This window comes from Rhizobium sp. 05L429, from assembly GCF_056397645.1.
The window spans coordinates 186,205-211,361 of sequence record NZ_JBFTNV010000003.1 but is presented as its reverse complement, the minus strand read 5'-3'; the positions used below and the strand labels follow the sequence as shown (position 1 = coordinate 211,361).

22 protein-coding genes and 1 riboswitch are annotated in these 25,157 nt (G+C 61.3%); of the genes, 4 read left to right on the top strand and 18 right to left on the bottom strand.

Annotated features, from left to right (window positions below; translation table 11 throughout):
* Window positions 1-4: 4 nt before the first annotated feature.
* From AC1DNW_RS04265 to AC1DNW_RS04240, 6 genes are all read right to left on the bottom strand, one after another.
* Window positions 5-1,027 (bottom strand): glycoside hydrolase family 3 N-terminal domain-containing protein, encoded by a 1,023-nt coding sequence (locus AC1DNW_RS04265; protein WP_477852022.1) that lies wholly within the window; start codon window positions 1,025-1,027, stop codon window positions 5-7.
* A 26-nt stretch (window positions 1,028-1,053) separates the two neighbouring features.
* Window positions 1,054-1,533 carry a GNAT family N-acetyltransferase gene (locus AC1DNW_RS04260; protein ID WP_477852021.1) on the bottom strand — a complete coding sequence of 160 codons (480 nt, stop codon included), beginning with the start codon at window positions 1,531-1,533 and terminating at the stop codon, window positions 1,054-1,056.
* A gap of 182 nt (window positions 1,534-1,715) precedes the next feature.
* The gene (gene thiD, locus AC1DNW_RS04255) at window positions 1,716-2,528 is read right to left on the bottom strand and encodes a bifunctional hydroxymethylpyrimidine kinase/phosphomethylpyrimidine kinase (RefSeq protein ID WP_477852020.1); all 813 of its coding nucleotides are present in this window, start codon (window positions 2,526-2,528) and stop codon (window positions 1,716-1,718) included.
* Window positions 2,525-3,160 (bottom strand): thiamine phosphate synthase, encoded by a 636-nt coding sequence (gene thiE, locus AC1DNW_RS04250; protein WP_477852019.1) that lies wholly within the window; start codon window positions 3,158-3,160, stop codon window positions 2,525-2,527. Before thiE ends, thiD begins: the two co-directional genes overlap by 4 nt.
* Entirely contained in the window at window positions 3,157-3,957 is an 801-nt protein-coding gene (thiM, locus tag AC1DNW_RS04245) for a hydroxyethylthiazole kinase (RefSeq protein WP_477832237.1), read from the bottom strand. Before thiM ends, thiE begins: the two co-directional genes overlap by 4 nt.
* A 51-nt stretch (window positions 3,958-4,008) precedes the next feature.
* A riboswitch (TPP riboswitch) is annotated at window positions 4,009-4,107 on the bottom strand.
* 203 nt (window positions 4,108-4,310) lie between these two features.
* Window positions 4,311-5,834, bottom strand: coding sequence for an aldehyde dehydrogenase (NADP(+)) (locus AC1DNW_RS04240; protein WP_477852018.1), 1,524 nt, complete (start codon window positions 5,832-5,834; stop codon window positions 4,311-4,313).
* A gap of 224 nt (window positions 5,835-6,058) precedes the next feature.
* Here AC1DNW_RS04240 and AC1DNW_RS04235 point away from each other — a divergent pair, with 224 nt between their 5' ends.
* Window positions 6,059-7,936 carry a DUF4139 domain-containing protein gene (locus AC1DNW_RS04235; protein ID WP_477852016.1) on the top strand — a complete coding sequence of 626 codons (1,878 nt, stop codon included), beginning with the start codon at window positions 6,059-6,061 and terminating at the stop codon, window positions 7,934-7,936.
* Window positions 7,937-7,972: 36 nt separating this feature from the next.
* Here AC1DNW_RS04235 and AC1DNW_RS04230 read toward each other — a convergent pair whose 3' ends face one another.
* On the bottom strand, window positions 7,973-8,407 hold the full coding sequence (locus AC1DNW_RS04230; protein ID WP_113508095.1) for a pyridoxamine 5'-phosphate oxidase family protein: 435 nt from the start codon (window positions 8,405-8,407) through the stop codon (window positions 7,973-7,975).
* A 164-nt stretch (window positions 8,408-8,571) separates the two neighbouring features.
* On the opposite strand from AC1DNW_RS04230, the gene AC1DNW_RS04225 reads away from it, so the two are divergent.
* Window positions 8,572-9,654, top strand: a complete 1,083-nt coding sequence (locus tag AC1DNW_RS04225; protein ID WP_477852015.1) for a YihY/virulence factor BrkB family protein — start codon at window positions 8,572-8,574, stop codon at window positions 9,652-9,654.
* A 374-nt stretch (window positions 9,655-10,028) separates the two neighbouring features.
* On the opposite strand, the gene AC1DNW_RS04220 is transcribed toward AC1DNW_RS04225, so the two are convergent.
* The 11 genes from AC1DNW_RS04220 to AC1DNW_RS04170 form a co-directional block, all read right to left on the bottom strand.
* A complete protein-coding gene (locus AC1DNW_RS04220; protein ID WP_477852014.1) occupies window positions 10,029-11,066 on the bottom strand; it encodes an endonuclease/exonuclease/phosphatase family protein in 1,038 nt (345 codons plus the stop codon).
* An 11-nt stretch (window positions 11,067-11,077) separates the two neighbouring features.
* Window positions 11,078-12,187 (bottom strand): sn-glycerol-3-phosphate ABC transporter ATP-binding protein UgpC, encoded by a 1,110-nt coding sequence (ugpC, locus tag AC1DNW_RS04215; RefSeq protein ID WP_113508093.1) that lies wholly within the window; start codon window positions 12,185-12,187, stop codon window positions 11,078-11,080.
* 13 nt (window positions 12,188-12,200) lie between these two features.
* Entirely contained in the window at window positions 12,201-13,115 is a 915-nt protein-coding gene (locus tag AC1DNW_RS04210; protein ID WP_113298737.1) for an ABC transporter permease subunit, read from the bottom strand.
* A gap of 10 nt (window positions 13,116-13,125) precedes the next feature.
* Window positions 13,126-14,010 (bottom strand): carbohydrate ABC transporter permease, encoded by an 885-nt coding sequence (locus AC1DNW_RS04205; RefSeq protein WP_113308903.1) that lies wholly within the window; start codon window positions 14,008-14,010, stop codon window positions 13,126-13,128.
* A 127-nt stretch (window positions 14,011-14,137) separates the two neighbouring features.
* A complete protein-coding gene (locus tag AC1DNW_RS04200) occupies window positions 14,138-15,496 on the bottom strand; it encodes an extracellular solute-binding protein (RefSeq protein ID WP_477852012.1) in 1,359 nt (452 codons plus the stop codon).
* 543 nt (window positions 15,497-16,039) lie between these two features.
* A complete protein-coding gene (locus tag AC1DNW_RS04195) occupies window positions 16,040-16,876 on the bottom strand; it encodes an HpcH/HpaI aldolase/citrate lyase family protein (RefSeq protein ID WP_477852011.1) in 837 nt (278 codons plus the stop codon).
* A complete protein-coding gene (locus tag AC1DNW_RS04190; RefSeq protein ID WP_477852010.1) occupies window positions 16,873-17,325 on the bottom strand; it encodes a MaoC family dehydratase in 453 nt (150 codons plus the stop codon). The genes AC1DNW_RS04195 and AC1DNW_RS04190 overlap by 4 nt, the downstream gene beginning before the upstream one ends.
* Window positions 17,325-19,190 carry an acetyl/propionyl/methylcrotonyl-CoA carboxylase subunit alpha gene (locus AC1DNW_RS04185; protein ID WP_477852009.1) on the bottom strand — a complete coding sequence of 622 codons (1,866 nt, stop codon included), beginning with the start codon at window positions 19,188-19,190 and terminating at the stop codon, window positions 17,325-17,327. The genes AC1DNW_RS04190 and AC1DNW_RS04185 overlap by 1 nt, the downstream gene beginning before the upstream one ends.
* A 9-nt stretch (window positions 19,191-19,199) precedes the next feature.
* A complete protein-coding gene (locus tag AC1DNW_RS04180) occupies window positions 19,200-20,810 on the bottom strand; it encodes a carboxyl transferase domain-containing protein (protein ID WP_477852008.1) in 1,611 nt (536 codons plus the stop codon).
* Window positions 20,807-21,952, bottom strand: coding sequence for an isovaleryl-CoA dehydrogenase (locus tag AC1DNW_RS04175; RefSeq protein WP_477852007.1), 1,146 nt, complete (start codon window positions 21,950-21,952; stop codon window positions 20,807-20,809). Before AC1DNW_RS04175 ends, AC1DNW_RS04180 begins: the two co-directional genes overlap by 4 nt.
* Before the next feature lie 65 nt (window positions 21,953-22,017).
* Window positions 22,018-23,031, bottom strand: coding sequence for an AraC family transcriptional regulator (locus tag AC1DNW_RS04170; protein WP_113508088.1), 1,014 nt, complete (start codon window positions 23,029-23,031; stop codon window positions 22,018-22,020).
* Window positions 23,032-23,176: 145 nt separating this feature from the next.
* Here AC1DNW_RS04170 and AC1DNW_RS04165 point away from each other — a divergent pair, with 145 nt between their 5' ends.
* Together AC1DNW_RS04165 and AC1DNW_RS04160 are read left to right on the top strand one after the other, a co-directional pair.
* Window positions 23,177-23,944, top strand: a complete 768-nt coding sequence (locus tag AC1DNW_RS04165; RefSeq protein ID WP_477852005.1) for a 3-hydroxyacyl-CoA dehydrogenase — start codon at window positions 23,177-23,179, stop codon at window positions 23,942-23,944.
* A gap of 23 nt (window positions 23,945-23,967) precedes the next feature.
* Window positions 23,968-25,155, top strand: coding sequence for an acetyl-CoA C-acyltransferase (locus tag AC1DNW_RS04160; protein ID WP_477852004.1), 1,188 nt, complete (start codon window positions 23,968-23,970; stop codon window positions 25,153-25,155).
* Window positions 25,156-25,157 lie beyond the last annotated feature (2 nt).

The following is a 25,157-nucleotide window of genomic DNA, read 5'->3' as shown; positions in this document are numbered from 1 at the left end:
CCGGTCAGGAGGCCAGTGCGCTTGCAAACATGGCTTCGACTTCCGCCTGGGCAGCGCGATAGTCGATCTTGAGAGTGCCGAGACGGGCCTTCCCCGCGGCAATACGCTTCTGTGCGGCTTCGGTCAGCGGGCGCGCGCCCTTGGCGGCGGCTTCGCTTTCCCTAACATCGCCATGGCTGTGCAGCGCGATGTCGAAACCGGCATCGAGAACCTGGGCGACGCGTTCCGGCAGGGTGCCCTGCAGCGACTCCATGAAGATGCAGTCGGAGATCAGCACGCCGTCATAGCCCATGTCGTTGCGGATCACGTCATGCATGATCGGCGAGATGGAGGCCGGAAGCTCCGCATCGTAAGCGGAGTAGACGACGTGGGCGACCATCGCCCAGGGCGTGTCCTTCAGCGCCACGAAGGGCTTGAAATCGGTGGCGACAAGCGTCTCGCGCGAGGCATCCACGACAGGACGCTCCTTGTGAGAATCGAGCGTCGCGCGGCCATGACCCGGAATGTGCTTCATAACAGGCATATTGCCGGTTTCGAGCAGACCATCCACCACTTCGCGGCCGAGCGCGGCGATGAAATCCGGATCCGAACCGAAGGAGCGGGCGCCGATGACAGCGCTCGTCGTCTCGAACACGAGGTCGAGAACGGGCGAGCAGCCGCTCGACAGGCCGAGTTCGCTCATCATCGCGCCCATGGCCTGGGTGGAAAGGCGCAGCGCCTGCTTGCCGAGCTCGAGATCATGGCGGGCAAGCTCGGCGAACTGGCCGAAGCTGCGGAAGAGCGGCCAGGGGCCGGCATCCATATGCTGCACGCGGCCACCTTCCTGGTCGGTGAAGACGGGCGCATCGTTGCGGCCCACGGCCTCGCGGAAACGGTCAATCAGGATCTTTGCCTGTTCCGGATCCCGCAGGTTGCGGCGGCCGACGAAGAGGCCGAGCGGATTGGTTTCACGGAAGAGGGCGAATTCGTCGTCCGAAAGCGTCGGATTGGGAAGGCCGACGAAGAGAGCGAGCGGGGTCGAGGACACTATTTAAAAACTCCGGTATCAGATGGTCATTTCGGCTGGCTTCGCAGCATGCCTTCGTAAATGCCCTTGTCGGGGGCGGGAATTTCGACCGCGCCTGCGGTCTTGACGTAGAAATCGACGGGGCCGGCATCGCCAATGAAGGCATAGGCATGGCCAAGCGTCTTCAGGTTTTGCAGGCAAGCGGAAAAGAGGGCGAGGCCGATGCCCTTGCCGCGCGCTGCGGGATCGACGCCGGTAGGGCCGAAGAAGCCGCGGGCGGTCGTGTCATAGCAGGCAACGCCGAGAAGCTTGCCGTTCTCGACGGCGACAAGACAGGCGACGGGCTGGCGGGAAAATGCGACGGCGACTTCACTCGCCCAGTTCTCGCTGAAATGCTCGCGCACCCAGCCGACGACGACGTGAAGTTCCGGCGGCAAAGCCGGACGGATTGTGATGCCGACGGCATCGGCTTTTTCTTTCAGTTCGGCGAGCTTCGTGGAATATAAGCTCACAAGCAGGTCTGACACCCGAATTCCTCCAGATATTCCGTTATTGCGGAATTTATCCCCTTTTAATGTCATAGCTTTGGATATCTGGGCGACCTTGTCAACAGGCTTTTTACCGGGCAGGCCTGGTTCAACGCAGGGTAGGCAAAAGAAAACGGCCCGGTTTGACCGGGCCGTCTGCAATCCTCGAATTGTGATCCGGCTCAGAGGCCGGCGTCTTTCCACAGGGCGTGGAAATGCTGCACAGGCCCATGGCCGGAACCAACCATCAATTCGCCTGCGGCAGCGACCGCTTGCGCAAGATAGGTCTTGGCAGTTGCCACGGCCATTTGCGGCAAAGCGCCCTTCGCGAGCTCGGCGGCAAGCGCGCTGGAAAGGGTACAGCCCGTGCCATGCGTGTTCTTCGTTGGCACGCGCTTGGCCTCGAACCAGTGAAGACCTGAAGCGGTCGATAACACGTCCGGGCTCTCGTCGCTGTCGAGATGCCCGCCCTTCACCAGCACGGCGGCGGGGCCGAGCGCACGCAGGCGCTCAGCCTGTGATGCCATCTGCTCGCGGTTTTCGGCAACCTCTTCGTGCAGCAGTGCGGCAGCTTCCGGCAGGTTGGGGGTGAGCAGCGTCGCAAGCGGCAGCAGATGCCGCGTCAGCGCATCGACGGCCTGCGGGTCGAGAAGTGCTGCTCCGCCTTTGGCGATCATGACGGGATCGACAACGATGGGGATGCCGCGATGCGGCGCAAGTGCCTCGGCAACCGCTTCGGCAATGCCGGCATTGGCGATCATGCCGATCTTGACCGCGTCGACGCGCACATCGGCAAAGACCGCCTTGATCTGCTGGGCGACGAAGTGCGGCGGCACGAGATGCACGCCGGTCACACCCTGCGTGTTCTGTGCCGTCAATGCCGTCAGCGCCGCCATGCCATAGACGCCGCGAGCGGAGAAGGCTTTGAGATCGGCCTGGATGCCGGCGCCACCGGAGGGATCGGAACCGGCGATGGATAGCACATTGCGGATCATCGGCTGACCTTTCGGATTTCCTCTGCGATGCGGAGTGTCGCGGCCATCGGATCCGGGGTGCCGCAGACCGCCGAGACGACGGCAAGCCCATCAGCACCTGCCGCAAAGACAGACGCGACATGCTCGCTCTTCAGGCCGCCAATCGCAACCGTTGGAACGGGCGCGACTTTCACCAGATTCGCCAGCCCGTCGAAACCGATCGGCTGCTTGTGGTCACTCTTGGTGGGTGTTGCAAAGACCGGTCCGATGCCGGCGTAATCGACGACAGCAGGGTCGATTGCCGCAGCCAGCGCCTCCGTCTCAACCGACAGGCCGAGAATCATGTTCGGACCGATTTTCGCGCGTGCGGCAGCAGGTCCCATATCGTCCTGGCCAATATGCAACCCGTCGGCGCCGATCGCGAGGGCAGCTTCCACATCGTCATTGATAACAAGCAAAGCGCCGGTACCCCTCAAAACGTCTCTCAGCGCAAGGCCGGTTTCCACCATCCGCGCCGTTCCGCCGTGTTTGTCGCGCAACTGCACAATGGTTGCACCGCCTACGACGGCAAGCCGCGCCGTCTCGATCATGCCGATGCCGGCGCAGAGATCCGGATCGAGGACCAGATAGAGGGAGAGATCGAAGCGTTTCATGCCGCGCTGATCCTGACCTTCGCATCCAATGCTGCACCATCGAGCGCGGCGAGCGCATCGAGGAAGCGCCAGGAGAAAGAGCCGGGTCCGCTCGCATTTTTCGCCGCCTCTTCGCCGGCAACCGCAAAGGTGGCAAGTGCTGCAACGGCAGCAGCGAAGGGGTCGCCGGGGATGGCGGCCGCGAAGGCGCCGGTCAGGCAGGTCAACGAGCAGCCGAGCGCGGTCACCTGCGGCATCAGCGACGAACCACCCTCGATGCGCAGCGCCTGTGCGCCATCAGTCACGAAATCCACGACACCGGTGACGGCGACGACTGCGCCATGCCGTTCGGCCAGCCGCTGCGCAGATGCTTCGGCCTGTTCTACCGGGTCACGGCTGTCGACGCCTTGGCCGCGGCTTTCGCCGCCGGCAAGTGCAATGATCTCGGAGGCATTGCCGCGGATGATCGTCGGGCGAAGGGCCAGGAGATCGGCAACCGCCTTGCGGCGGAAGGACGTTGCGTAATGGGCGACCGGATCGAGGACCCACGGCTTGCCGCCTCCATTCGCGGCCGTTGCCGCCGCATGCATGCCGTCGATCCATTGGGGGGAGAGCGTGCCGATGTTGACGGTCAAAGCCCCGGCAATCGCGGCAAATTCCCCCGCCTCCTCGGCCGCATGAACCATGGCAGGCGACGCGCCGGCCGCGAGCACCACATTGGCGGCGATGTTCATGGCGACATAATTGGTGATGCACTGCACGAGCGGCGGCTTGGCGCGCATCTCCGTCAACAGAGCTCCGGGTGTCTTGTTCTCCATAGTACCCCTTTCAGGCGGGGCAGGCGCGGGAACGATCATGCAATGAAGCAGACTGCGACCCGAGCGACTCCCTCCGCCGGCATTATCCGGTTCAGGTTCGAAGGGTGCTTCTCAGCCCGTTCTTGCAAACGGGCGCCCCTGTCTCTCAACGGTAATCTTTCTTGCAGAGAATGATGCCGATGTCACTGGCAAAATGACGGTTTTGCCAAAGAGGATCCTCGCTTGGTACCGCCGCGCCGGCTGGAGTCATCAGTCAAGCTGATGTCTGCTTCCAGCCGGTGCGGGAGCTTGCCAATCTCTTCGGTGGCCTCCTTGGAGACTCCGCCGTTTGAACGCTGACAAGCTCCGATCGATCAACGCAACGGTGTCGGAAGCAGGTTCACCGTAAAGTCCTGATACGAAACCGGCCGCAGGAACCTGTAGATCGCCAGCGTCCCGACCGAGGTCGATCTGCCATCGGCTGTTGCCGGGTAGGGGCCGCCATGCACCATGGCGGGCGATACCTCGACGCCGGTTCCGAAGCCGTTCACGAGCAGTCGTCCGGCAAGCATCTCCAGCCTGGGAACGAGGCGCTTTGCGTCCGGCTCGTCTTCGCTCGTGATGTGGAGGGCTACGGTCAGCTGGCCTTCCAGGCCGTCAAGCACCCGCTCGAGTTCGGCGAGATCGCGGCAGCGCACGATGAGCCCGGCGGCGCCGAAGACCTCGTCCTGAAGCTCGTGATGGGCGAGGAATGCCGCAGCCGTCGTCTCGAAGAGTGCAGCGGTACCTTCGAATTCGCTGCCCGGCTTGCCATTGGCAACGAGACGGACTTCGGGATGCTTTTCCAGCCGGGCGACGCCATTGCAGAATGCCTTGGCGATGGAGCCCGTCAGCATGGTCTGCGCGCCGACATCAGGCAGAAGCTCCCGCGTCTTGGCGATAAAAGTGTCCAGACCTTCACTGTCGACGGCGAGAATGAGGCCGGGATTGGTGCAGAATTGTCCGGCGCCCAGAACCAGCGAGCTGACAAAAGCCGTTGCAATCTCTGTCGCGCGGCTTTTCAGGGCATCGGGGAAGAAGATGACCGGGTTGATGCTGCTCATTTCGGCATAGACCGGGATCGGCTGCTTGCGCTCGGAAGAGATCTTCATCAGTGCCGTGCCGCCGCGGCGCGAGCCTGTGAAACCGACTGCTCGAATTCGGGCATCGGCGACGAGCTTCTGTCCGACCTCGAAGCCGGTGTCAAAGAGAAGCGCGAAGGTGCCCGCATGCAGCCCGGCCTTGGCGACGGCCCGCTGAACGGCGCGACCGACCAGTTCCGACGTGCCCGGATGCGCCGAATGCGCCTTGACGACGACGGGGCATCCTGCTGCGAGCGCAGAGGCCGTGTCACCGCCGGCCACCGAGAAGGCGAGCGGAAAGTTTGATGCGCCGAAAACCGCAACGGGGCCGAGGGGAACGTTGCGCAGGCGCAGATCGGGCTTCGGAACGGGCTTGCGGGAGGGATCCGCGCCGTCAAAACGAAGTTCCTGGAATCGGCCTTCGCGAACCTCTTTCGCAAACAGCCGAAGCTGTCCGATCGTGCGGCCGCGCTCACCCTCGATCCGTCCGCGTGGAAGTCCGGTTTCCGCCATTGCACGCACGATCAACTCATCGCCGATCGCCTCGATCTCGCTGGCGATTGTTTCAAGAAAATCGGCCCGCGTTTCCAGATCTGTTTCCCGGTAGGAGGCGAACGCCTCCCATGCAAACCTGGTTGCCTCCTCGACGTCTTCCGCGGTGGCGCCACCGAAAGAGACGGGCAGTGCCGCTCCGGTGGCCGCCTCGACGCCGTAGAGCTCCCCGCGAGTGCCGCGTTTCTCCGATCCCGCGACGAGCAGGCTTCCATTGATAGTCATGATGGATTTCCTTTCAAACAGACTCGGCAGCTATATAGGCGTTCGCTTTCTCATTTTCACGACATCTTTCCCCGATATCGCATCGAAGATGGAGGTTCCCGACAGAGACGTCGTCGTGTCGGCGAATGGGCCATAGGGACAACGCGCGCAAAAGCGGTTGCGTGTCGAAATGCCGCCCCTTTTTTACGTTCATCCTCTGGTGGAATTTATATCGAGGGGGTCACATGAAATACGCATCCACCATCTGTGCGGCGCTTACCGCAATACTGCTCTCCACAACCGCATTCGCGCAAACCGGGACTATCAAGTCTATCAGGCTGTCCTCAGGAGGCGTTGCCGAATATGTGCGCAGTCTTAATGTCGGGGACGACGGCAACGCTGTCGTCGATGTGCCGACAGACCAGATGGATGACTTTCTGAAGACCCTCGTTGTCTCGGGGCCGGCTCCCGTAAAGGGATTGTCGACCACCGGGCCGGGCATGGTCGATGAAACATTCAAGGTGCTGCCGATCAAACGGAAGGATCTGGATTCGGCTGCTGCTGTGCTGCGGGCTCTCAGAGGCGCGCCTGTCTCTGCGAACGGGGTGAAGGGTCGCATCGTCGGGGTAGAGCCCGCCACTGAAAAGCAGCGCGCGCGGCTGATCGTGATGCTTGACCGCGGCGCCTTCGACGTTGCCGAGATCGGTGGCGCCATGGCCTACAAACTCGATAATCCCAAAGATGCCGAGATGGTTGCTCGGGCAGTGGAACTGCTGTCGAGCGATGGAGTGCAGGGGACGCGTGCAGTCACCATTTCGCTCAATGGCAAGGCGTCGGCGGCCGTGGACATTTCCTATGTCGTCGCAGCCCCGCTCTGGAAGCCGTCCTATCGGATCATTGTCGACGCCAAGGGCAAAGCGCGGTTGCAAGCATGGGCAGTTCTGGAGAATGCCTCTGGCGAAGACTGGAAAGGGGTTTCAATATCTCTGACGTCAGGCAAGCCAGTGACGCTTCGCCAGAGGCTGTACGCCAGAACATGGCCATCACGCCCTGAGGCGGAGGCCGCATATCTTGACGTCGCGAGCGCCAAACGGGGGATGGTCGCGGGTGCGTTGCTGAACGAGCCCGCTGCGGAGGCTCCTGCTCCCGTTATTGCCGCTCCGGCCGCTACCATTGCTGCCGCCGCCGACGAGGGCGATGTGGTCGCAAACTTCGATCTTCCCGGCGCATACGACCTCAAGAACGGTGAGACGATTTCCGTGCCGATCCTCGATCGCGAGATCGGCGCGGAGTTCGTCGCTCTCTATCGCGATGGCGCCCAACATCCGGATGCGGCGCTGATGCTGACGAACGACACGGGTACCTCGCTGCCGCCGGCGGTCGCCGCGGTCTATGACGAAAAAGGGCGCTATGTTGGCGATGCGCGCATAGGCAACGTCAAGCCGGGCGGAGTTGAAAAGGCGACGTTTGCGGCTGATCAGAAGATCGAGCAGGAAATGGCCATCACCAACTCCAGTTCCTTCCGGACAGTTGTCGTCAAGGACGGTTATCTCGACGCAACATTGGAGCGTCGCGTGCGAAAGACCTTCACCGCCTGGGGCGCAGACACTGACAGGAAGTTCGTTGCGGAAGATCCAGGCATGCCAGGGTGGGAACTCGTTCTGTCCGAGGGGGTGGAGGAAACACCGCAGGGCGCGCGGGCGACTGTCGTGGTGCCCGCCGGAAAGAAGGTTTCGACTTCAATCGAATGGCGCATGGTAGAGAGCGAAACGCAGGCGATTGCCGATATCGACGACGCGGTGATCCTGCAATGGCTCGATGAGGGGCCGTCCCCGGAGATCGCCGAGAAGCTTCGCGGGCTCGTGACGGCGAGGACGGCCCAGAAGGAGGCGGAGAGAGATCTGTCGGCGGTGATGCAGGCGATCGAGGATGCAACTTCGGAATCCTCACGGATTTCAGGCATGCTTGCCTCCGTAGGCGACACACCGCTCAAGCAGCAGTTCCTTGAGGATCTGACGGAGCAGGAGAAGTCGATCAAAGAGCTGCGGGCGCAAAGGGACGAGGCACGGGCTCGGCTTGAAAAGCTTCGCAAGGAACTAGGGGAGGCGATAGCCCGTCTGTAGGCGGGCTCGCTGTGGACGCGGCGCCGTGCATTGACATTAGAGATCGACTTTCCCGTTCTCTTCGCCGTCCCAATATTGGGCGAAACGTGCAGTAACCTTGATAAGAATAAGTCCAGGCGTCTGCACGCCCTCGGGAAACCATCGTTCCAGTCCTTTGACCCAGTGGGTCTCGAACTGCGAGGTGTCCTCGATAAGCACGGCGTCGCCATCGATGGCTATGAATATACCCGGCTTTCCCAGCAGATGCGGCGGCGCCGTAAAGGTTAGCAACACCGCGGGGTCTTTCCGAATCTCGGATATTTTGTGCGTGTCCGCATAGGAGAAAAACCAGGAATCGCCGTCATATTCGACGTCGCCATTGTTACTCATCGGGCGACTGGTTATCCGGTTTGAGGTTCCGCGTGTTGAAAACATGCAGAAATCCAGCTTCTTCAGCTGCTTGGACAGCTCTTCTCTCGTCATAGATGCCATTTGCAGTCCTCCAATCCAGATGGAAACAACGCGCGATGATCGAAGTTCCATAGAGGTGGGACCTGCACGACGGTCGCCTGCCAAACAATCCATGATGCCAATCGCGGATTTGCACCTTTAAGCGTGATCGCGCGTTCATCCTTATGCCGAACGGAGGCAGAGCGATGCGCACAAATTTTCGTTTAAGCCTGCGATCAACCGCGATCCTGTCGCTCGCTACGTTTGGCGGCGTGCTGCTCGTGATGCGCCGTTTCGACATGAGCCCGAAGGCGGCCATGCGGGCCGATTTATCGACAGAAGACGACGGGCATGGCCGGCAGGCATCGGTCCCGGAATCCATTCCGAGGCAAGGACTGAGAGACGTGTTCTGGCGTGTCGTGCATGAGGTATTGGATGACAGGGTGACGCTGATCGCTGCCGGCGTGACTTTCTACCTTCTCCTTGCGATGTTTCCGGCGCTTGGCGCACTGGTCTCTCTGTACGGGCTTTTCGCAGATCCTCTGACCATGTCGGAACACCTGGGCAAGCTGGCGGTGGTGCTGCCGCCAGGCGCCTTCGATCTCGTTTCGGAGCAAATCCGTTCGCTCGCCGAGAGACGCGACAGTACGCTGGGCGTGACTTTTTTCATCGGTCTGGCTATCGCCTTGTGGAGCACCCACAGCGGTACCCTTGCGCTCTTCGACGCCATGAACATCGCCTATGAAGAGCGGGAAAAACGCAGCCTGGTCCGCTTGAACCTGATTGCACTCTGCTTCACGGTCTGCGCCATTATCACCGCGACAATTCTTATCGGGCTCGTTGCCGTGATGCCGGTCGTGCTTTCGTTCCTCTGGCTGGATCGCTTCGACGAACAGATGGCCCTCGTTCTCAGGTGGCCGCTACTCCTGGCCGTGGTTGTGGCCACCGTCATGGCCATCTACCGGTTCGGTCCTAGTCGTGAGCCGGCGCGTCTGCGGTGGATGACATGGGGCGCTCTGCTGACGGCGTTTGCCTGGTTTCTCATGTCGCTCGGCTTCTCGATCTACCTTGGCCACTTTGCCAACTATAATGCGACCTATGGAACGCTCGGCGCGTTGATCGGCTTCCTTGTTTGGACGTGGCTTTCGGTCGCGATCCTGATTGTGGGGGCCGAACTCAACGCCGAACTCGAACACCAGACCGCAAAAGATACGACGACAGGGGCACCGAGAGCGATGGGTATGCGCGGCGCTCATGTCGCCGATACGCTGGGTGAAACAGCAGATTGATCCAGAGTTTTATCGAACACCGAACGCCTGCCTGCTGACGCGGTCTGATTGGCCTCTAACTGTGGGCGAGTGAACCTGGATCTGACGGGTGAGGGCGCCTGTGTCATCGAACATGAGAGACGGCACGTCTGCAATTCCGACTTCCGGTCAAGAGAGATTGGGATGGCTGCAGATACGCAACGCGCAGCCATCCCATTTTGAGCAAGCCTACCCTCGTCGTAGGCTTGCAACCGGCCCCCGCCAATCGTTGAAATGTTAGCAACGCCTAAAGCATTCCCGCTAGGGCGTAAGTGCAACACTTCGTCAAAGGTTTCTAATGAAACGATTGCTCGCGAGCGCCTTTCGACTCTTCCGACAAGGAAAGCAGAGGCTGATCAGGGCGCGAAGAAACGCGCCCTGATCAGTTCATGATCGGAGATTGCCACGCCATCGGCATCAACAGCCGGAACGGTTACGGCGTCGCTTGCAACAAGACCGCGGGTCAACAGCCAGTCGAGCCGGGCGAGGGGCGGCTGCGGCGTTCCATCCGGGCGCGTGCGGCGCGTATGCGCAAAATCGTTGGCCGTTTCCCAGTGATAGCCGGCCTCAGCCAGCAGACCGAAAAGCGGCTCATATGCTTCCGGCTCGCGCGATCCATCGGGAAGCAAATTGGTATTAAAGTCGCCGCCGATGACGACGGGCAGATCGCCGGCGAGCTGTTCAACGGCCGCAATCAGCCGCCGCGTCTGCTCGGCGCGATCCTCGATATCGGTCTTGCTTTCCAGATGAACGCTGACGGCAAGGATCGGCCCGAATGCAGTCTCGACCTTGGCGGCAATCGCCATGCGTCCGCCGATCCGGCCCTGTCCATCCTTCGCATCCGTCCACCACGTGCCGCCATCATCGAGGCGGATGAGTGCGGCGTCTTTGAGGGGCAGGCAGGAAAGCAACGCATTGCCGTGGAAACCGACCGAATTCGTCTCCCCCTTGTGCCATTCGCGTTCGCGTGAATTCCCGAGGCCAAGTTCGACGAACTCCACGCCAAAGACATAGGACATACCGAGATCGCTGGCGAGATCAGCAACGGTATGGCGGTTGCCTGCGCGCGCCGTACCGAGATCGGCTTCGGTGAGCAGCAGGATATCCGCGCCGCTCTGGCGCACGAGTTCGACGGAGGGAGCGTGATACTTGAGCCGCTCGGCATTCCACGCGGCGACGACAAGGCCGTTGCTGGCACCGGTGCCGCTGTCGATGTTCAAAACTTCGATCGTCGAGAGCGCGGGCAGGGTTGCCGCCAGCCGGTCATGCTCGGCCTGCGTCAGCTTCGCGGCCCGTGCCTCGTCGAAGAAGGCGGCGGAGGGCGCCGAGAGCGTTTCCACGGCAACCGCAACGAGGTTGCGGTTGCTAGCGGCGATATCGGAAAAGCTGGTCATCAGCGTCAGGCTCAGGCGTTCACGGTGATGGCGCCGCTGCGTGCCGGAGCGACGAGGACTGCGCCGGTGTCGGCCGAATAGAGATGGATCGAATCCTGATCGATGGCGACGCCGATACGGTCGCCGGTCTTCAGCGAGACCGAACCGGTCATGGCGACGGCGAAAGGCAGGCCATCGAAATCGGCATGCACTATACGGCTCGCGCCGAGTTCTTCGATGAAGTCGGCAGTGGCCAAGAGCGCACCAGGCGCGTCCGGAGAGACGAGGCGGGCGGCTTCGGCACGCACGCCGAGAACGACGCGCTGGCCGGCAAGCTGCTTGCCACGTTCGGCCGGCAGAGTGACTGTACGTCCTTCGTCATAGATGAAGACGCCGTTTTCGTTGACACGGCCTTCCAGGAGGTTCATCGCCGGCGTACCGACGAAGCCGGCAACGAACCGGCTTGCGGGATAGTGATAGACCTCTTCCGGCGTGCCGACCTGTTCGACATATCCGGAATTCATGACGATGATGCGATCGGCGAGCGTCATTGCCTCATTCTGGTCATGCGTAACAAAGATCGAGGTAGCACCGAGGCGGCGATGCAGGCGGCGGATTTCCGCACGCATGGCGATGCGCAGCTTGGCGTCGAGGTTGGAGAGCGGCTCATCGAAGAGAAAGACCTTCGGCTCGCGGATCATGGCGCGGCCCATGGCGACGCGCTGGCGCTGACCGCCCGAGAGGGCTGCCGGGCGGCGTTCGAGGAAGGGCTCGAGGCTGAGTGCCTTGGCGACTTCGGCGATGCGGCGGTCGCGCTCGACCTTCGGCACGCCGGCGACCTTCAGCGCGTAGCCGATGTTTTCGGCAACGCTCATGTGCGGGTAGAGCGCATAGTTCTGGAAGACCATGGCGCAGCCGCGTTCACGCGGCTCGAGCTGGTTGACGACCCGGCCGTCGATGGCGATTTCGCCGCCGGTGATTTCTTCCAGGCCGGCGACCATGCGGAGCAGCGTGGACTTGCCGCAGCCGGACGGACCGAGGATGACGATGAACTCGCCCGACTGGATTTCGAGATCGACGCCATGAACGACGGCGTTCTTGCCATAGCTCTTTTTCACGCCACGGATGGAGATCGGTGCCAAGGGTCTGTTCCTTTCACTTCTCGGTGGAAATAAGGCCGCGCACGAACCAACGCTGCATCAGGATGACGAGGATCAGCGGCGGCGACATGATGATCAATGTTCCGGCCATTGCGACGTTCCAGTCGGGCAGGCCGAATTCGGAGGGGATGAGTGTCTTGAGCTGGGTCACGGCAATGCCGAACTTCGGGTCGGTGGTGATCAGCAGCGGCCACAGATACTGGTTCCAGGCCCAGACGAACATGATGGTGAAAAGCGCGATCATGTTCGGACGCGACAGCGGCAGCAGAACGTCCCAGAAGAAACGGACCGGGCCTGAGCCGTCCATCTTCGATGCCTCGGCGAGTTCGTCCGGCACCGTCAGATAGAACTGGCGGTAGAGGAACGTGCCCGTCGCGGTCGCGACCATCGGCAATATCAGGCCTGGATAGGAGTTCAGAAGACCCCATTCCATCTTGATCTGGATGCCGGTGATCTGCGCGACCAGCCACGTGATGCCGGTCACATCGAGGATCGCCTGAAAGGGCTGAAGCGCATTGGCGGCGATCGAATAGGTCGGCACGATACGCACTTCCAGCGGCAGCATCAGAGTGATGAAGATGATCCAGAAGATCAGATAGCGGCCGCGGAAACGGAAATAGACGATCGAGAAGGCAGCCATGGACGAAAGCAAAACCTTGCCGGCGCCGACCGTCGCGGCGAAGATGACGCTATGGAACAGCTTGTTGCCGAGATCGGCACGAACCCAGGCAGTGTGCACGTTTTCCCAGAAGTGCGAGCTCGGAACCAGCGGCAGCGGCACCCGGTTGACCGTCTCCAGATCAAGTGTCGACGCGATGATGACGATGGCGAATGGCAGGAGTGCAATCACCAGGCCGAGCGCGAGCAGCGTGTAGCAGATGAAGTTGAATATCGGCGTGCGTTCGATCATGTTCGCGACCTCACTTGTAGTGCACGCGCCGCTCGATGAAGCGGAACTGGAAGATGGTGAGCAGGATGACGAGCCCCATCAGGATCATGGATTGAGCTGCGGCGCCGGAATAATCGAGGCCTTTGAAGCCGTCGAAATAGATCTTGTAGACCATGAGTTCGGTGGCGCGCGCTGGACCGCCCTGGGTCATGACATCGACGATACCGAAGGAATCCTGGAAGCTTTCCGTGATGTTGATGACCAGCAGGAAGAAGAGCGTCGGCGTGAGCAGCGGCAGCTGGATGTCCCACATGCGGCGCAGCGGCCCGGAGCCGTCCATGGCCGCCGCCTCGATCAGCGAGCGTGGGATACCCTGCAGGGCCGACAAGAAGAAGATGAAGTTGTAGCCGATATATTTCCAGGAGAAGGCGACGACGACCGCGATCATCGCATCCTTGCCGTCGAATGCCGGGTTCCAGAGGCCAGGCCAGACATGGTTGATGACCGACAGAAGACCGGCTTCAGGCGCCAGGATGAAGCGGAAGGCGAGGCCGAGCGCAGGAGCGGCAATCGCATAGGGCCAGATGAAGACCGAGCGATAGATTTTATGGCCACGCAGCTCACGATCCGTCAGGAGCGCCAGGATGAGCGCCAGCCCCATGGCAATGGCAGTCGAACTGAAGCCGAAAATCATGCTGCGGGTAATTGAGTCCCAATAGACCGGGTCGCTCAGCAGCTGCCTGAAATTGTCGAAACCGACCCAGGCGTTACCGCCGCCCCATGGCTGCTCGAGCGTGAACGCCCAATACAGCGCCTGCGCGCTCGGCCAGTAGAAGAAGACGAAGATCAGCAGCAGCATCGGAAATGCGAAAAGAAGGCCGATCGTCGTCGAGGAGAAAGTGACGCGCTTTTCCATGAGTGGTCGTTTTCGTCCGGGTTTGGTTCTGGCGCGGGCGGCGATCTCGCTTCCGCAGCCGGTAGGGAATGTACAAAGCCGCACCCGGAGCGCCAGAAGCGGACCGGGTGCGGCTCATATCAACCGATTAGGGGAGCTGAACGCCCTTGTAGGTCTGCTGGAAGCGACGCAGGAGCTGGTTGCCGCGATCGGCAGCAGAGCCGAGCGAAGCCTGGACATCGGCATTGTTGACGAAGATCGCCTGCAGGCCGTTAGCGATTTCGGTACGGACCTGGAGCAGGCCACCGAGACGGATGCCCTTTGCAGACGTGTCGCCAGCCGGAGAAGCGGTCAGGCTCTGAATGGCAAGTTCGCGACCGGCATAGGGAGCCTTGTCGTAGAAGCCCTGCTTCTTCAGGTATTCGAAGCCGGAGTTACGAACCGGGATATAGCCGGTAACGGTCGACCAGGTGAGAGCTTCTTCCGGCTTTGCAATGAAGTTGAAGAAGGAAGCGGCAGCCTTGTATTCGGCGTCCGAATGACCCTTCAGAACCCAGAGCGAAGCGCCGCCAACGTAAGAGCTGTGACGCGTTGCGTCGCCATAGGTCGGCAGCATCGAAACGCCCCAGTTCATGCCCTGCTTGGCGGTACGGCCGATGTTGCCATGGTCGCCAACCGAGGTCAGGATGACCTGGCATTCGCCAGCAGCGAAGGCCTCGACGAAGGTCTGGCCGACAGCCTTGTTCTTGATGACAGCGAGCTTGTTGTCGTACCAGGACTTCAGGTCCTTGACGTAGTTGACGAGCATCGGGTTCTTGTTGAACACCAGTTCGGCGTCGAGGCCTTCAAAGCCGTTCTTCTTTGTTGCGATGGCTTCGCCGTTTACAGCTTCAAACTGCTCGATGAACTGCCAGACTTCGTTGTTGGAGATGTCGAAGGCGAGCGGGCAAGCGTAGCCTGCGTCCTTCAGAGCCTTGAAGTCTTCGCCTGCTTCCTTCCAGGTCGCCGGAGCATGGTCCTTGCCGATCTTGGCGAAGGCGTCCTTGTTCCAGTAGAGCAGGGCCGTGGAGGAGTTGAAGGGGAAGGAGTACATCTCGCCCTTCGACGTTGCGTAGTAGCCGGCGATGCCGGAGAAGTAGTCCTTCCAGTCGACATTGTAGCCCATGTCGCTCATGAGCTTGTTGGCCGGATAGTAAGCGCCCGACAGCATGATGTCGAGCGTACCAGCGTCGGAGACCTGTGCGATGGTCGGCTGCTTGCCGGCGCGGAAAGCGGCGATCGTGTTCTGCAGCGAGGCGTCATAAGAACCCTGGCTGGTGCAGACGACTTCGAAGTCGTTCTGCGACTTGTTGAAACGGTCGCACTGTTCCTGAACGCGCGTAGCAATATCGCCCGAGTTGCCGAACCAGAAATCGATCTTGGTCTTTTCGGCGGCGGCGACAGGACCAGCAGCAAGGAAGGCTGAAGCGAGTAGGGCGCCTACGGCGCCGAGAAGCTTGGCTTGCATGAGAACCCTCGAAAAATAGGACGCGCCCCCTCTTGAGCGCACGCCCTATTAACTGGTTCAATTTCCGGTAACCAATGAAGTTTCTATGACATGAAGAGAGTAGAAAGTTTCTGTCATAAAATATTCATGTCCAAATTTTGTGAAATTCTGGTGGAACATCGATGCATTAATTTCTTACGATCGGCCGATCGGATCGCCTATATTCTATTTATATACAAAATATAGCCGGCATTGTGAAAGCCGTGGTTCCTATTCAATTCTATTAATAGACATTATTATTAGGTTGATTTTAAAAGCTCTCGAAGGCCCGGCCGAGAACAACCTGCTATCAGATGAATTCCACCTCGGAAATAGCTTTGCACAGCTGTGCGTTGAGCTATCGAAATGCGACATATGATATTTGTTTTACGACATAAAAGCTTCTTTGCTTATTTATTGGGCGTTTTCAGGTCTCGCGAACCCGCATATAAGGCCTTGCAGCAGTTGCTTCTTCGCTGCGCACAAAAGAGCGAAAGACCGTGGCGGCTGGTGTCACCTTTCATTTTATATTTTTCCGGCCTGCAGAATACGTTTCGCGAGTTTCAGATGCGGCAGGTCGAGCATGCGCCCGTCGATCTGGATAACGCCGATATCGGGACAGGCGGCAAAGGCGGCCACTACTTTTTCCGCCCAGCCGATCTCGGCCGCGTCAGGTGTAAAGGCATGGTTGATCGGTTCCACCTGGCTCGGATGGATCGCCATCATGGCCGAGAAACCGTCGCGCCGCGCACGGGCCGCATAGGCCGTAACGCCGTCGAGATCGCGGAAATGGGGATAGACGGTCTCGACGGCAGGAACGGCAGCTGCGTGAGCGCCAAAGAGAACGAGAGAACGGGCGAGCTCATAAGGCGCAGTATAGCGTCCATCTGCCTCGCGGGCGGTCGCCGCGCCGATCGCGGCAGGCAGATCTTCCGCTCCCCATGTCAGTCCGCAAAGATGAGACGCGACATCCCGGTAGCTGCCGATCTCGAAGATAGCGGCCGGCGTTTCGGTTGCGATCGGCAGGATAGGAACGGAGGAGGACAGGCGGCTTTTAAGCTGGCGCACGGATGCCGAACCTTCAGCCTTCGGCAGCATGATCGCGAAGGGATCAAGATCGCTGAGTGCAGCAAGATCGTCCTCGAAGGCGGGCGAGGCGAGGGGATTGATGCGAATGACAAGCGCCGCATCGGCCGCGCGGCGCATGACGAAGTCGCGTACGGCGTCCCGCGCCTTAGGCTTGTTCTGCGCGGAAACGGAATCTTCCAGGTCGAGGATGACGGCATCGGCGCCCGAGGCGAGCGCCTTGTCGAAGCGCTCCGGTCGATCGCCGGGCACGAAGAGCAGCGAACGCAGCCTCATGACGGCTTCACCTGCAGCATGGCCGTGCGCAGGCACTGGCAGACGGTCTCGTTTCGCTGATTCAGCGTGACATGCCGGAACGTGATGATCCCGGCATCGGGCCGGGAGTTAGAGCGCCTGAGCTCCGTCACCTCGGTTTCCACCCGAAGCGTATCGCCGATGAAGACCGGCTGCGGCATCGTCACCTTGTCGTAGCCGAGGTTGGCGATCAGCGTGCCGAGCGTCGTGTCGCCAACCGAAAGACCGACGGTGAGCGCGAAGGTGAAAGTGCCATTGACGACGATGCGGCCGAATTCGGTGCGCGCCGCATAATCGGCATCGAGATGCAGCGGTTGCGGATTATGGGAGAGCGTCGTGAAGAGCAGGTTGTCGGTTTCCGTGACCGTGCGGCGGATCTCGTGGGCAATCCGATCGCCGACTGTCCATTCGTCGAAATAGCGGCCGGCCATCACTCTTGCTCCTTCACGACGCTGACGACAAGCTGGTTTTCCGAAACCCTGGCACCTGCCGAGACCGGCAACTTCTGGACGATGCCGTCAAAGGGCGCGCGCAGCGTATGTTCCATCTTCATCGCTTCCACTGTCAGCAGCCTGTCGCCTTTGGCGACATGGTCGCCTTCCGCAACATCGACAGAGATGATGAGGCCAGGCATCGGCGAAAGGATCGCGCCATCACTGGCACCCTGGTGCGCTTCGACTTCGCTTGCGACGGGCAGGCAAATTGGCCAGGCATTACCGGCATCGAAAAGGACAATGGTTTCGCCGGACTTGACAGCATTGGTTTCGAGGCCGAGCCGGACACGGCCCCAATAGAGATGGTCGCCTACGCGAACGCGCGTACGGCAATCGCTTGTGCCCGAGATGCGCAGGCCGGCAAGAGCTGACCAGGGATCGGTCGCATCTGTTGCTGTCAGTCTTGTAACGGCCTTGTCGATTGTCGTCTCGTCAGGCTCCTTTGCCAGCAGGGTTTCGCCGTGACGATCGAGGAAACCCGTATCGACCTTCGCCGCGCGGAAATCCGGGTCGGAGGCGATGCGGGCGAGAAGGCCGGCATTGGATTTCACCGGCCAGACTTCGATGCTCTCGCAAGCCTTGGCGAGGATTGAGAGGGCTACTTCACGGTTCGAGCCATGGGCGATGATCTTGGCGATCATCGGATCGTAGAAGGCGGTGATCTCATTGCCTTCCTCGACACCGCTGTCGACCCGAACATTTTGGGGCAGGCGCAAATGATCGAGACGACCGATCGAGGGCAAGTAGCCGGCAGCCGGATTTTCGGCATAGAGGCGGGCTTCGAATGCCCAGCCCTTCATGGTGATCTCGTCCTGCTCTTTCGGCAGAGGCTCCCCGGCGGCGACCTTCAGCTGCCAGAGCACGAGGTCTTCGCCGGTGATGGCCTCGGTGACAGGATGTTCGACCTGCAACCGGGTGTTCATTTCCATGAACCAGATGCGGTCGGGACGCAGGCCCTCGGAGGCGTCTGCGATGAATTCGATGGTGCCGGCCCCGACGTAGTTCGCGGCCTTGGCGGCCTTGACAGCGGCATCGCAGATCGCAGCACGGGTGATGGCGTCGAGGCCGGGTGCCGGCGCCTCCTCGATCACCTTCTGGTGTCGACGCTGCAGCGAGCAGTCGCGCTCGAAGAGATGGACGCAATTGCCGAAGCGATCGGCAAAGACCTGCACCTCGATATGGCGCGGATTGGAGATATAGCGCTCGATCAGCACACGCTCGTCGCCAAAGGAAGAGGCCGCCTCGCGGCGGCATGAGGCGAGCAGTTCGGCGAATTCCTCCGACCGGTCCACCCGGCGCATGCCCTTGCCGCCGCCGCCGGCGACGGCTTTTATGAGCACGGGAAAGCCTGTCGCTTCCGCCTCAGCGGCGAGCCTCTCGTCGCTCTGGTCCATGCCCATATAGCCGGGTGTGACCGGCACGCCGGCCGCCTGCATCAGCTGCTTGGCCGCATCCTTGAGCCCCATGGCACGAATCGCGGCGGGCGGCGCGCCAACCCAGATCATGCCTAAGCTCTCCACCGCTTCGGCAAAATCGGCATTCTCCGACAGGAATCCATAGCCGGGATGGATGGCGGCAGCGCCGGTCTTGCGAGCTGCGTCCAGAATGCGATCCTGCGAGAGATAGCTTTCACGCGCCGGCGGCGAGCCGATTGCGACCGCCTCATCCGCTTCCGCCACGAAGGGCAGGCCGGCATCGGCTTCGGAATAGACGGCGATGGTGCGGATGCCGAGGGTTTTCGCCGTCCGGACGATGCGGCGGGCGATCTCGCCCCTGTTGGCAATGAGAAGGCTTTCCATCATTGCGTCACCTCACATCCTGAACAGGCCGAAACGCGGTCCCTTCGGGATCGGCGCATTCAGGCAGGCGGAAAAGGCAAGGCCCAGCACATCCCGCGTTTGACGCGGATCGATGATCCCGTCGTCCCAGAGGCGGGCGGTGGCATAATAGGGGTTGCCTTCCGCCTCGTAGCCGGCGCGGATCGGCGACTTGAAGGCTTCCTCCTCATCTGCGGGCCAGGTCTCCCCACGCGCTTCCATGGCGTCTCGGCGGATCGTGGCGAGTACGGAGGCCGCCTGATCGCCGCCCATGACGCTGATACGGCTGTTCGGCCAGGTGAAGAGGAAGCGCGGCCGATAAGCGCGGCCGCACATGCCGTAATTGCCGGCGCCGAAGCTGCCGCCGATGATGACGGTCACTTTCGGCACGCTGGCAGTTGCGACTGCGGTGACGAGCTTCGCCCCATCCTTGGCGATGCCGCCGGCCTCATAACGGCCGCCGACCATGAAGCCCGATATGTTCTGCAGGAAGAGCAGCGGCACGCGACGCTGGCAGGCAAGCTCAATGAAATGCGCGCCCTTCAATGCACTTTCGGAAAATAGCACGCCATTGTTGGCGATGACGGCAACCGGCATGCCCCAGATGCGCGCAAAGCCGCAGACCAGCGTCGTGCCATAGAGCGGCTTGAACTCGTGCAACTCCGAACCGTCGACGAGGCGACCGATGACCTCGCGCACATCGTACGGCGAGCGGACATCTTCGGGGATAACGCCGTTGAGATCCTCGGGATCGAGTTTTGGCGGGCGCGGGGCCTGAACGTCGATATCGACCGTCTTTACGCTGTTGAGGCTGGCGACGATATCGCGGACGAGCAGCAGTGCATGCTCGTCATTTTCGGCGACATGATCGACGACGCCGGAGCGGCGGCCATGGGTTTCAGCACCGCCGAGTTCCTCGGCCGAAATGATCTCGCCGGTCGCAGCTTTCACCAGAGGCGGGCCGGCCAGGAAAATCGTGCCCTGATTGCGCACGATGATCGTTTCGTCGGACATGGCAGGGACGTAGGCGCCGCCCGCCGTACAGCTTCCCATCACGCAGGCGATTTGCGGAATGCCTTCGGCCGACATCTGCGCCTGATTAAAGAAGATCGCGCCGAAATGATCGCGATCGGGGAAGACCTCGGCCTGATGCGGAAGGTTGGCGCCGCCGCTATCGACAAGGTAGACGCAGGGCAGTCGGTTCTGCATCGCGATCTCCTGCGCCCGCAGATGCTTCTTTACGGTCATCGGGAAATAGGCGCCGCCTTTCACCGTCGCATCATTGGCGACAATCATCACCTCGCGGCCGCAAACGCGGCCGATGCCGGTGATGATGCCGGCACCCGGCGCCTCGTCGCCATACATGCCGTTCGCCGCCAGCGTTCCCATCTCCAGGAAAGGACTGCCGGCGTCGAGCAAAAGCTGGATGCGGTCGCGCGGCAGGAGCTTGCCCTTGCCTGTATGGCGCTCGCGGGCTGCCCTTGAACCGCCCTCGCGGGTTTTTGCGGAGCGGTCGTAGAGTTCGTCGACCAGAGTGCTGTTCTTGTTGGCATTCGCCTTGAAAGTTTCGCTGTCGCGATCGATTTCAGAGGAAATCACCGTCATGATGCGATGAGCTCCCGGCCGATCAGATAGCGGCGGATTTCATTCGTGCCGGCGCCGATATCATAGAGCTTGGCATCGCGCAGGAAGCGCTCGACGGGCCACTCCCTGGTATATCCGGCTCCGCCGAGCGCCTGGATCGCCTCCAGCGATACTTTCACAGCATTCTCGCTGGCAAATAGGATGGCGGCTGCAGCATCCGAGCGGCTCGTGCGGCCGGCATCGCAGGCGCGGGCGACGGAATAGACATAGGCGCGTGAGGAATTCAGCGCGACATACATGTCCGCAATCTTGCCCTGCATGAGTTGGAAGTCACCGATCGGCTTGCCGAACTGTTTACGGTCCCGCACATAGGGCAGCACGACATCGAGGCAGGCCTGCATGATACCGAGCGGGCCTGCGGCAAGCACGGCGCGTTCATAATCGAGGCCGGACATCAGGATCTTAACGCCGTCACCTTCCCGCCCCATCAGCGCTTCTATCGGCACCTCACAATCCTGGAAGACCAATTCTGCCGTATCGCTGCCGCGCATGCCGAGTTTGGAGAGTTTCTTCGAAACGCTGAAGCCGGGCATGCCCTTCTCAATGATGAAAGCCGAAATACCCTTCGGTCCGGCCGCCGGATCGGTCTTCGCGTAGACGACGAGCACATCGGCATGCGGTGCATTGGTGATCCAGAACTTTGTCCCGTTAAGGAGGTAGCGATCACCCTTGCGTTCCGCCTTGAGCTGCATGGACACGACATCCGAGCCGGAGCCGGCTTCCGACATGGCAAGCGAGCCGACATGCTCGCCGGAAATCAGTTTGGGCAGATGGCGCTGCTTCTGCTCCGGTGTGGCCCAGCGACGGATTTGATTGACGCAGAGATTGGAATGGGCGCCGTAACTCAAGCCTACGGAGGCCGAGGCACGCGAGACTTCCTCCATGGCGACGACATGTTCGAGATAGCCGAGACCGGCACCGCCGAATTCTTCTTCCACGGTGATGCCGTGCAGACCAAGCGCACCCATCTGCGGCCAGAGCTGACGTGGAAACGTATTGCTTTCGTCGATCTCCGCGGCCAGCGGAGCGATGGTATCGGCGGCAAATCGCGCCGTCGCCTCGCGGATGGCGTCCGCGGTTTCGCCGAGCGAAAAATCAAACATGGCACTCCTCCCGCTATCATATGTAGCGCGGGTTGGGGTCGCTTCAAAGCTCCCTCGAACGAAGTCTATTCCCACTGCACTGATTTGGGTTCTTCCCGGCGGAAAGCGTCGGGGCTCTTGCCCATCCATTTCCGGAAAGCGCGAAAGAAGGCGCTGGGTTCGGAATAGCCGAGTTGCACGGCGATTTCTCCGATGGTCTTCGATGTGTTTATCAACAGGTCGACCGCGAGGTCCCGGCGGATATCGTCCTTGATGCCGGCATAGCTCTGGCCCTCGTCATGCAGGCGATGGCGGAGCGTCGAGGATGGCATGCGCATCTCGGCAGCGAGCGTCCGGAAGCTCGACCAGGCCGCGGGAGAGGTCTGCGAGAGACGACGGCGCACGGCAGCAGCAATGCCGGCATCGTAGCGATAGCGCACGAGAATATTGGCGGGCGCCCCCCGCAGGAACTGCTTCAACGCCTGTTCGCTGCGCGATATCGGCAAGTCGAGCATGGCGCTATCGAAGCCGAGCCGGCTGATCGGCTGCGAGAAGCGCACAGGCGCACCGAAGAACAGCCGGTAGTCAGCGCCCTGGATGGGTTCCGCGCAGCGGAAATCGACGAGGCGGATTGGGATGCGACGGCCGACGAGCCAGCAGATGATGCCATGCAGGATGATCCAGTAGGTGCGATAGGCGAAGGCCGAGCGCGGCTCACCGGCATCGCGAAGCTCGATCTGCGCCAAACCGTCGCGAATGACCAGTTTGCCGCGCGGATCGTCCAGCACCACGTCGAGGAAACGCAAGGCCCGGCGAAGGGCGTGGCCGAGCGTGGGCGCGTGCAGTACGCAATGGCAGAGCAGGGTGAAGCTGCCGCTACGCATCGGCCGGGCGCCCATGCCGAAGAATTCGTCGTCGAGTTCGGCCGCGATCGCCAGCCACAACGCGCCATAGGCCTCAGTCGAAACCGGTTGATCGATCCGCTGCGGCAGGCCGAGCTTCGTCAGAAGAGACGCTGTCGGTTTCCCAAGGCGGCGCAGGCTGTCGAGCGCTTCCTCGACGAAGCCCGGTGCGATCATGCGGCGTTCGGTTTCGGCCATCGTTGCTTCACCCCGATAAATCAATATGGCAAAACTGGCCGAAATAATGGAGCAATCCTGTCATCGCTTGCAATAGGGCGAGGGAATAGAATCTTTGCTCAGGCGGACTCGGAGGAGATGTCTGCCGGGCAGAGAGGAGCGATCCGTGCAAATCCGCGGCGCAAGTTTCATCATTACCGGCGGCGGCTCCGGGCTTGGAGCGGCAACGGCACGTATGCTCGCCGAAGCCGGCGGGCGCGTGACGATTGCCGATCTTAATCTCGATGCAGGCGAGGCGATCGCTGGCGAACTGGGACAGGATGCACGCTTCATCAAAGCCGACGTGACTGATGAAGAGGACGGTGCGGCGGTGATTGCCACCGCCGTGAATGCTTTCGGCCCGCTTCGCGGGCTTATCAACTGCGCCGGCGTAGCCCCGGCCGAAAAGGTGATCGGGCGTGACGGCCCGCATCGGCTGGAGAGCTTTACGCGTACGATCAGCATCAACCTCATCGGTACCTTCAATATGATCCGGCTTGCGGCGGTTGCCATCCAGACTGCGCAACCGGATGCTGAAGGTGAGCGGGGCGTGATCGTCAATACAGCCTCGGCTGCCGCCTTCGACGGGCAGATCGGTCAGGCAGCCTACGCCGCCTCCAAGGGGGGTGTCGCGGCGATGACGCTGCCGATCGCCCGCGAGTTGGCACGACACGGCATCCGCACCGTGTCGATCGCACCCGGCATTTTCGAAACGCCGATGATGGCCGGCATGCCGGCCGAGGTGCAGGAAGCACTCGGCAAAAGCGTTCCTTTCCCGACGCGTCTCGGACGGCCGGCGGAATTTGCCGCTTTGGTGCGTCACATCTTGGAAAACAGCATGCTGAACGGTGAGGTCATCCGCCTCGATGGCGCATTGCGTATGGGCGCGCGCTGAGCGCCTGGCCCGAAGGAGAAAACATGGCCTTACAGGATCCCATCGTCATCGTTGGCGCAGCCCGCACGCCGATCGGCAGTTTTCAGGGTGAACTCAAGGATGTCGCGGCCCCTGAACTCGGCGCCGCGGCAATCCGCGCGGCCCTGCAGCGCAGTGGCGTCGAAGCGGATGCAATCGAGGAGGTCGTTTTCGGCTGTGTATTGCCGGCCGGACAGGGTCAGGCACCGGCCCGTCAGGCGGCGATCCATGCCGGACTGCCCTTTGCGACAGGTGCGAGTACCATCAACAAGATGTGCGGCTCCGGCATGAAGGCGGTCATGATGGTCCATGACCTCATTGCGGTGGAAAGCGCTTCGGTGGCTGTTGCCGGTGGCATGGAAAGCATGACGAATGCGCCCTATCTCCTTGATCGTGCCCGTGCGGGCTACAGGCTTGGTCATGGGCGGGTCGTGGACCATATGTTCCTCGACGGGCTGGAGGATGCGTATGACAAGGGGCGCTTGATGGGCAGCTTCGCGGAGGATTGCGCCGAAGCCTATCAGTTTACACGCGAAGCGCAGGACGCCTATGCGGTCACGTCGCTGACGCGGGCGCAGAAGGCGATTGCCGAGGGTTATTTTGACAGCGAAATTGTGCCGGTGACGGTGAAATCCGGCAAGGCCGAGCAGGTGGCAAGCCGTGACGAGCAGCCGGGCAAGGCGAGGCCTGACAAGATCCCGACACTGAAGCCGGCCTTTCGTGACGGCGGTACGGTGACGGCCGCCAATTCCAGTTCGATTTCCGACGGTGCGGCCGCACTCGTTCTGATGCGCCGCTCGGAGGCGGATCGCCGCGGCCTCACGCCACTTGCCACTATTCTCGGCCATGCCACGCATTCGCAGGCCCCCAATCTCTTTGCCACCGCGCCGATCGGCGCTATGCAAAAACTGTCCGATCGCACCGGCCTGCCGCTCTCCGATGTCGATCTCTTCGAGATCAACGAGGCCTTTGCCGTCGTTGCCATGGCAGCGATGCGCGACCTGAACCTGCCGCATGAGAAGGTGAACGTGCATGGCGGCGCCTGTGCACTCGGCCATCCAATCGGAGCGTCCGGCGCCCGAATTCTGGTGACGCTGCTTTCGGCGCTGAAGCGTTATGACCTGAAGCGCGGCGTGGCCGCACTTTGCATCGGCGGCGGTGAGGCAACCGCGGTCGCCATCGAGCGACACTAGGA

What these genes read in the sequence shown, in the direction of transcription:
- AC1DNW_RS04230 (WP_113508095.1), bottom strand. Translation starts at nt 8,407, where the DNA reads ATGGCATCTATGACGAGAGAAGAGCTGTCCAAGCAGCTGAAGAAGCTG.
- AC1DNW_RS04160 (WP_477852004.1), top strand. Translation starts at nt 23,968, where the DNA reads ATGGCCTTACAGGATCCCATCGTCATCGTTGGCGCAGCCCGCACGCCG.
- AC1DNW_RS04195 (WP_477852011.1), bottom strand. Translation starts at nt 16,876, where the DNA reads ATGAGGCTGCGTTCGCTGCTCTTCGTGCCCGGCGATCGACCGGAGCGC.
- AC1DNW_RS04185 (WP_477852009.1), bottom strand. Translation starts at nt 19,190, where the DNA reads ATGATGGAAAGCCTTCTCATTGCCAACAGGGGCGAGATCGCCCGCCGC.
- thiM (WP_477832237.1), bottom strand. Translation starts at nt 3,957, where the DNA reads ATGGAGAACAAGACACCCGGAGCTCTGTTGACGGAGATGCGCGCCAAG.
- thiE (WP_477852019.1), bottom strand. Translation starts at nt 3,160, where the DNA reads ATGAAACGCTTCGATCTCTCCCTCTATCTGGTCCTCGATCCGGATCTC.
- thiD (WP_477852020.1), bottom strand. Translation starts at nt 2,528, where the DNA reads ATGATCCGCAATGTGCTATCCATCGCCGGTTCCGATCCCTCCGGTGGC.
- AC1DNW_RS04180 (WP_477852008.1), bottom strand. Translation starts at nt 20,810, where the DNA reads ATGACGGTGATTTCCTCTGAAATCGATCGCGACAGCGAAACTTTCAAG.
- AC1DNW_RS04210 (WP_113298737.1), bottom strand. Translation starts at nt 13,115, where the DNA reads ATGATCGAACGCACGCCGATATTCAACTTCATCTGCTACACGCTGCTC.
- AC1DNW_RS04220 (WP_477852014.1), bottom strand. Translation starts at nt 11,066, where the DNA reads ATGACCAGCTTTTCCGATATCGCCGCTAGCAACCGCAACCTCGTTGCG.
- AC1DNW_RS04190 (WP_477852010.1), bottom strand. Translation starts at nt 17,325, where the DNA reads ATGGCCGGCCGCTATTTCGACGAATGGACAGTCGGCGATCGGATTGCC.
- AC1DNW_RS04170 (WP_113508088.1), bottom strand. Translation starts at nt 23,031, where the DNA reads ATGGCCGAAACCGAACGCCGCATGATCGCACCGGGCTTCGTCGAGGAA.
- AC1DNW_RS04200 (WP_477852012.1), bottom strand. Translation starts at nt 15,496, where the DNA reads ATGCAAGCCAAGCTTCTCGGCGCCGTAGGCGCCCTACTCGCTTCAGCC.
- AC1DNW_RS04175 (WP_477852007.1), bottom strand. Translation starts at nt 21,952, where the DNA reads ATGTTTGATTTTTCGCTCGGCGAAACCGCGGACGCCATCCGCGAGGCG.
- AC1DNW_RS04235 (WP_477852016.1), top strand. Translation starts at nt 6,059, where the DNA reads ATGAAATACGCATCCACCATCTGTGCGGCGCTTACCGCAATACTGCTC.
- AC1DNW_RS04240 (WP_477852018.1), bottom strand. Translation starts at nt 5,834, where the DNA reads ATGACTATCAATGGAAGCCTGCTCGTCGCGGGATCGGAGAAACGCGGC.
- AC1DNW_RS04205 (WP_113308903.1), bottom strand. Translation starts at nt 14,010, where the DNA reads ATGGAAAAGCGCGTCACTTTCTCCTCGACGACGATCGGCCTTCTTTTC.
- AC1DNW_RS04225 (WP_477852015.1), top strand. Translation starts at nt 8,572, where the DNA reads ATGCGCACAAATTTTCGTTTAAGCCTGCGATCAACCGCGATCCTGTCG.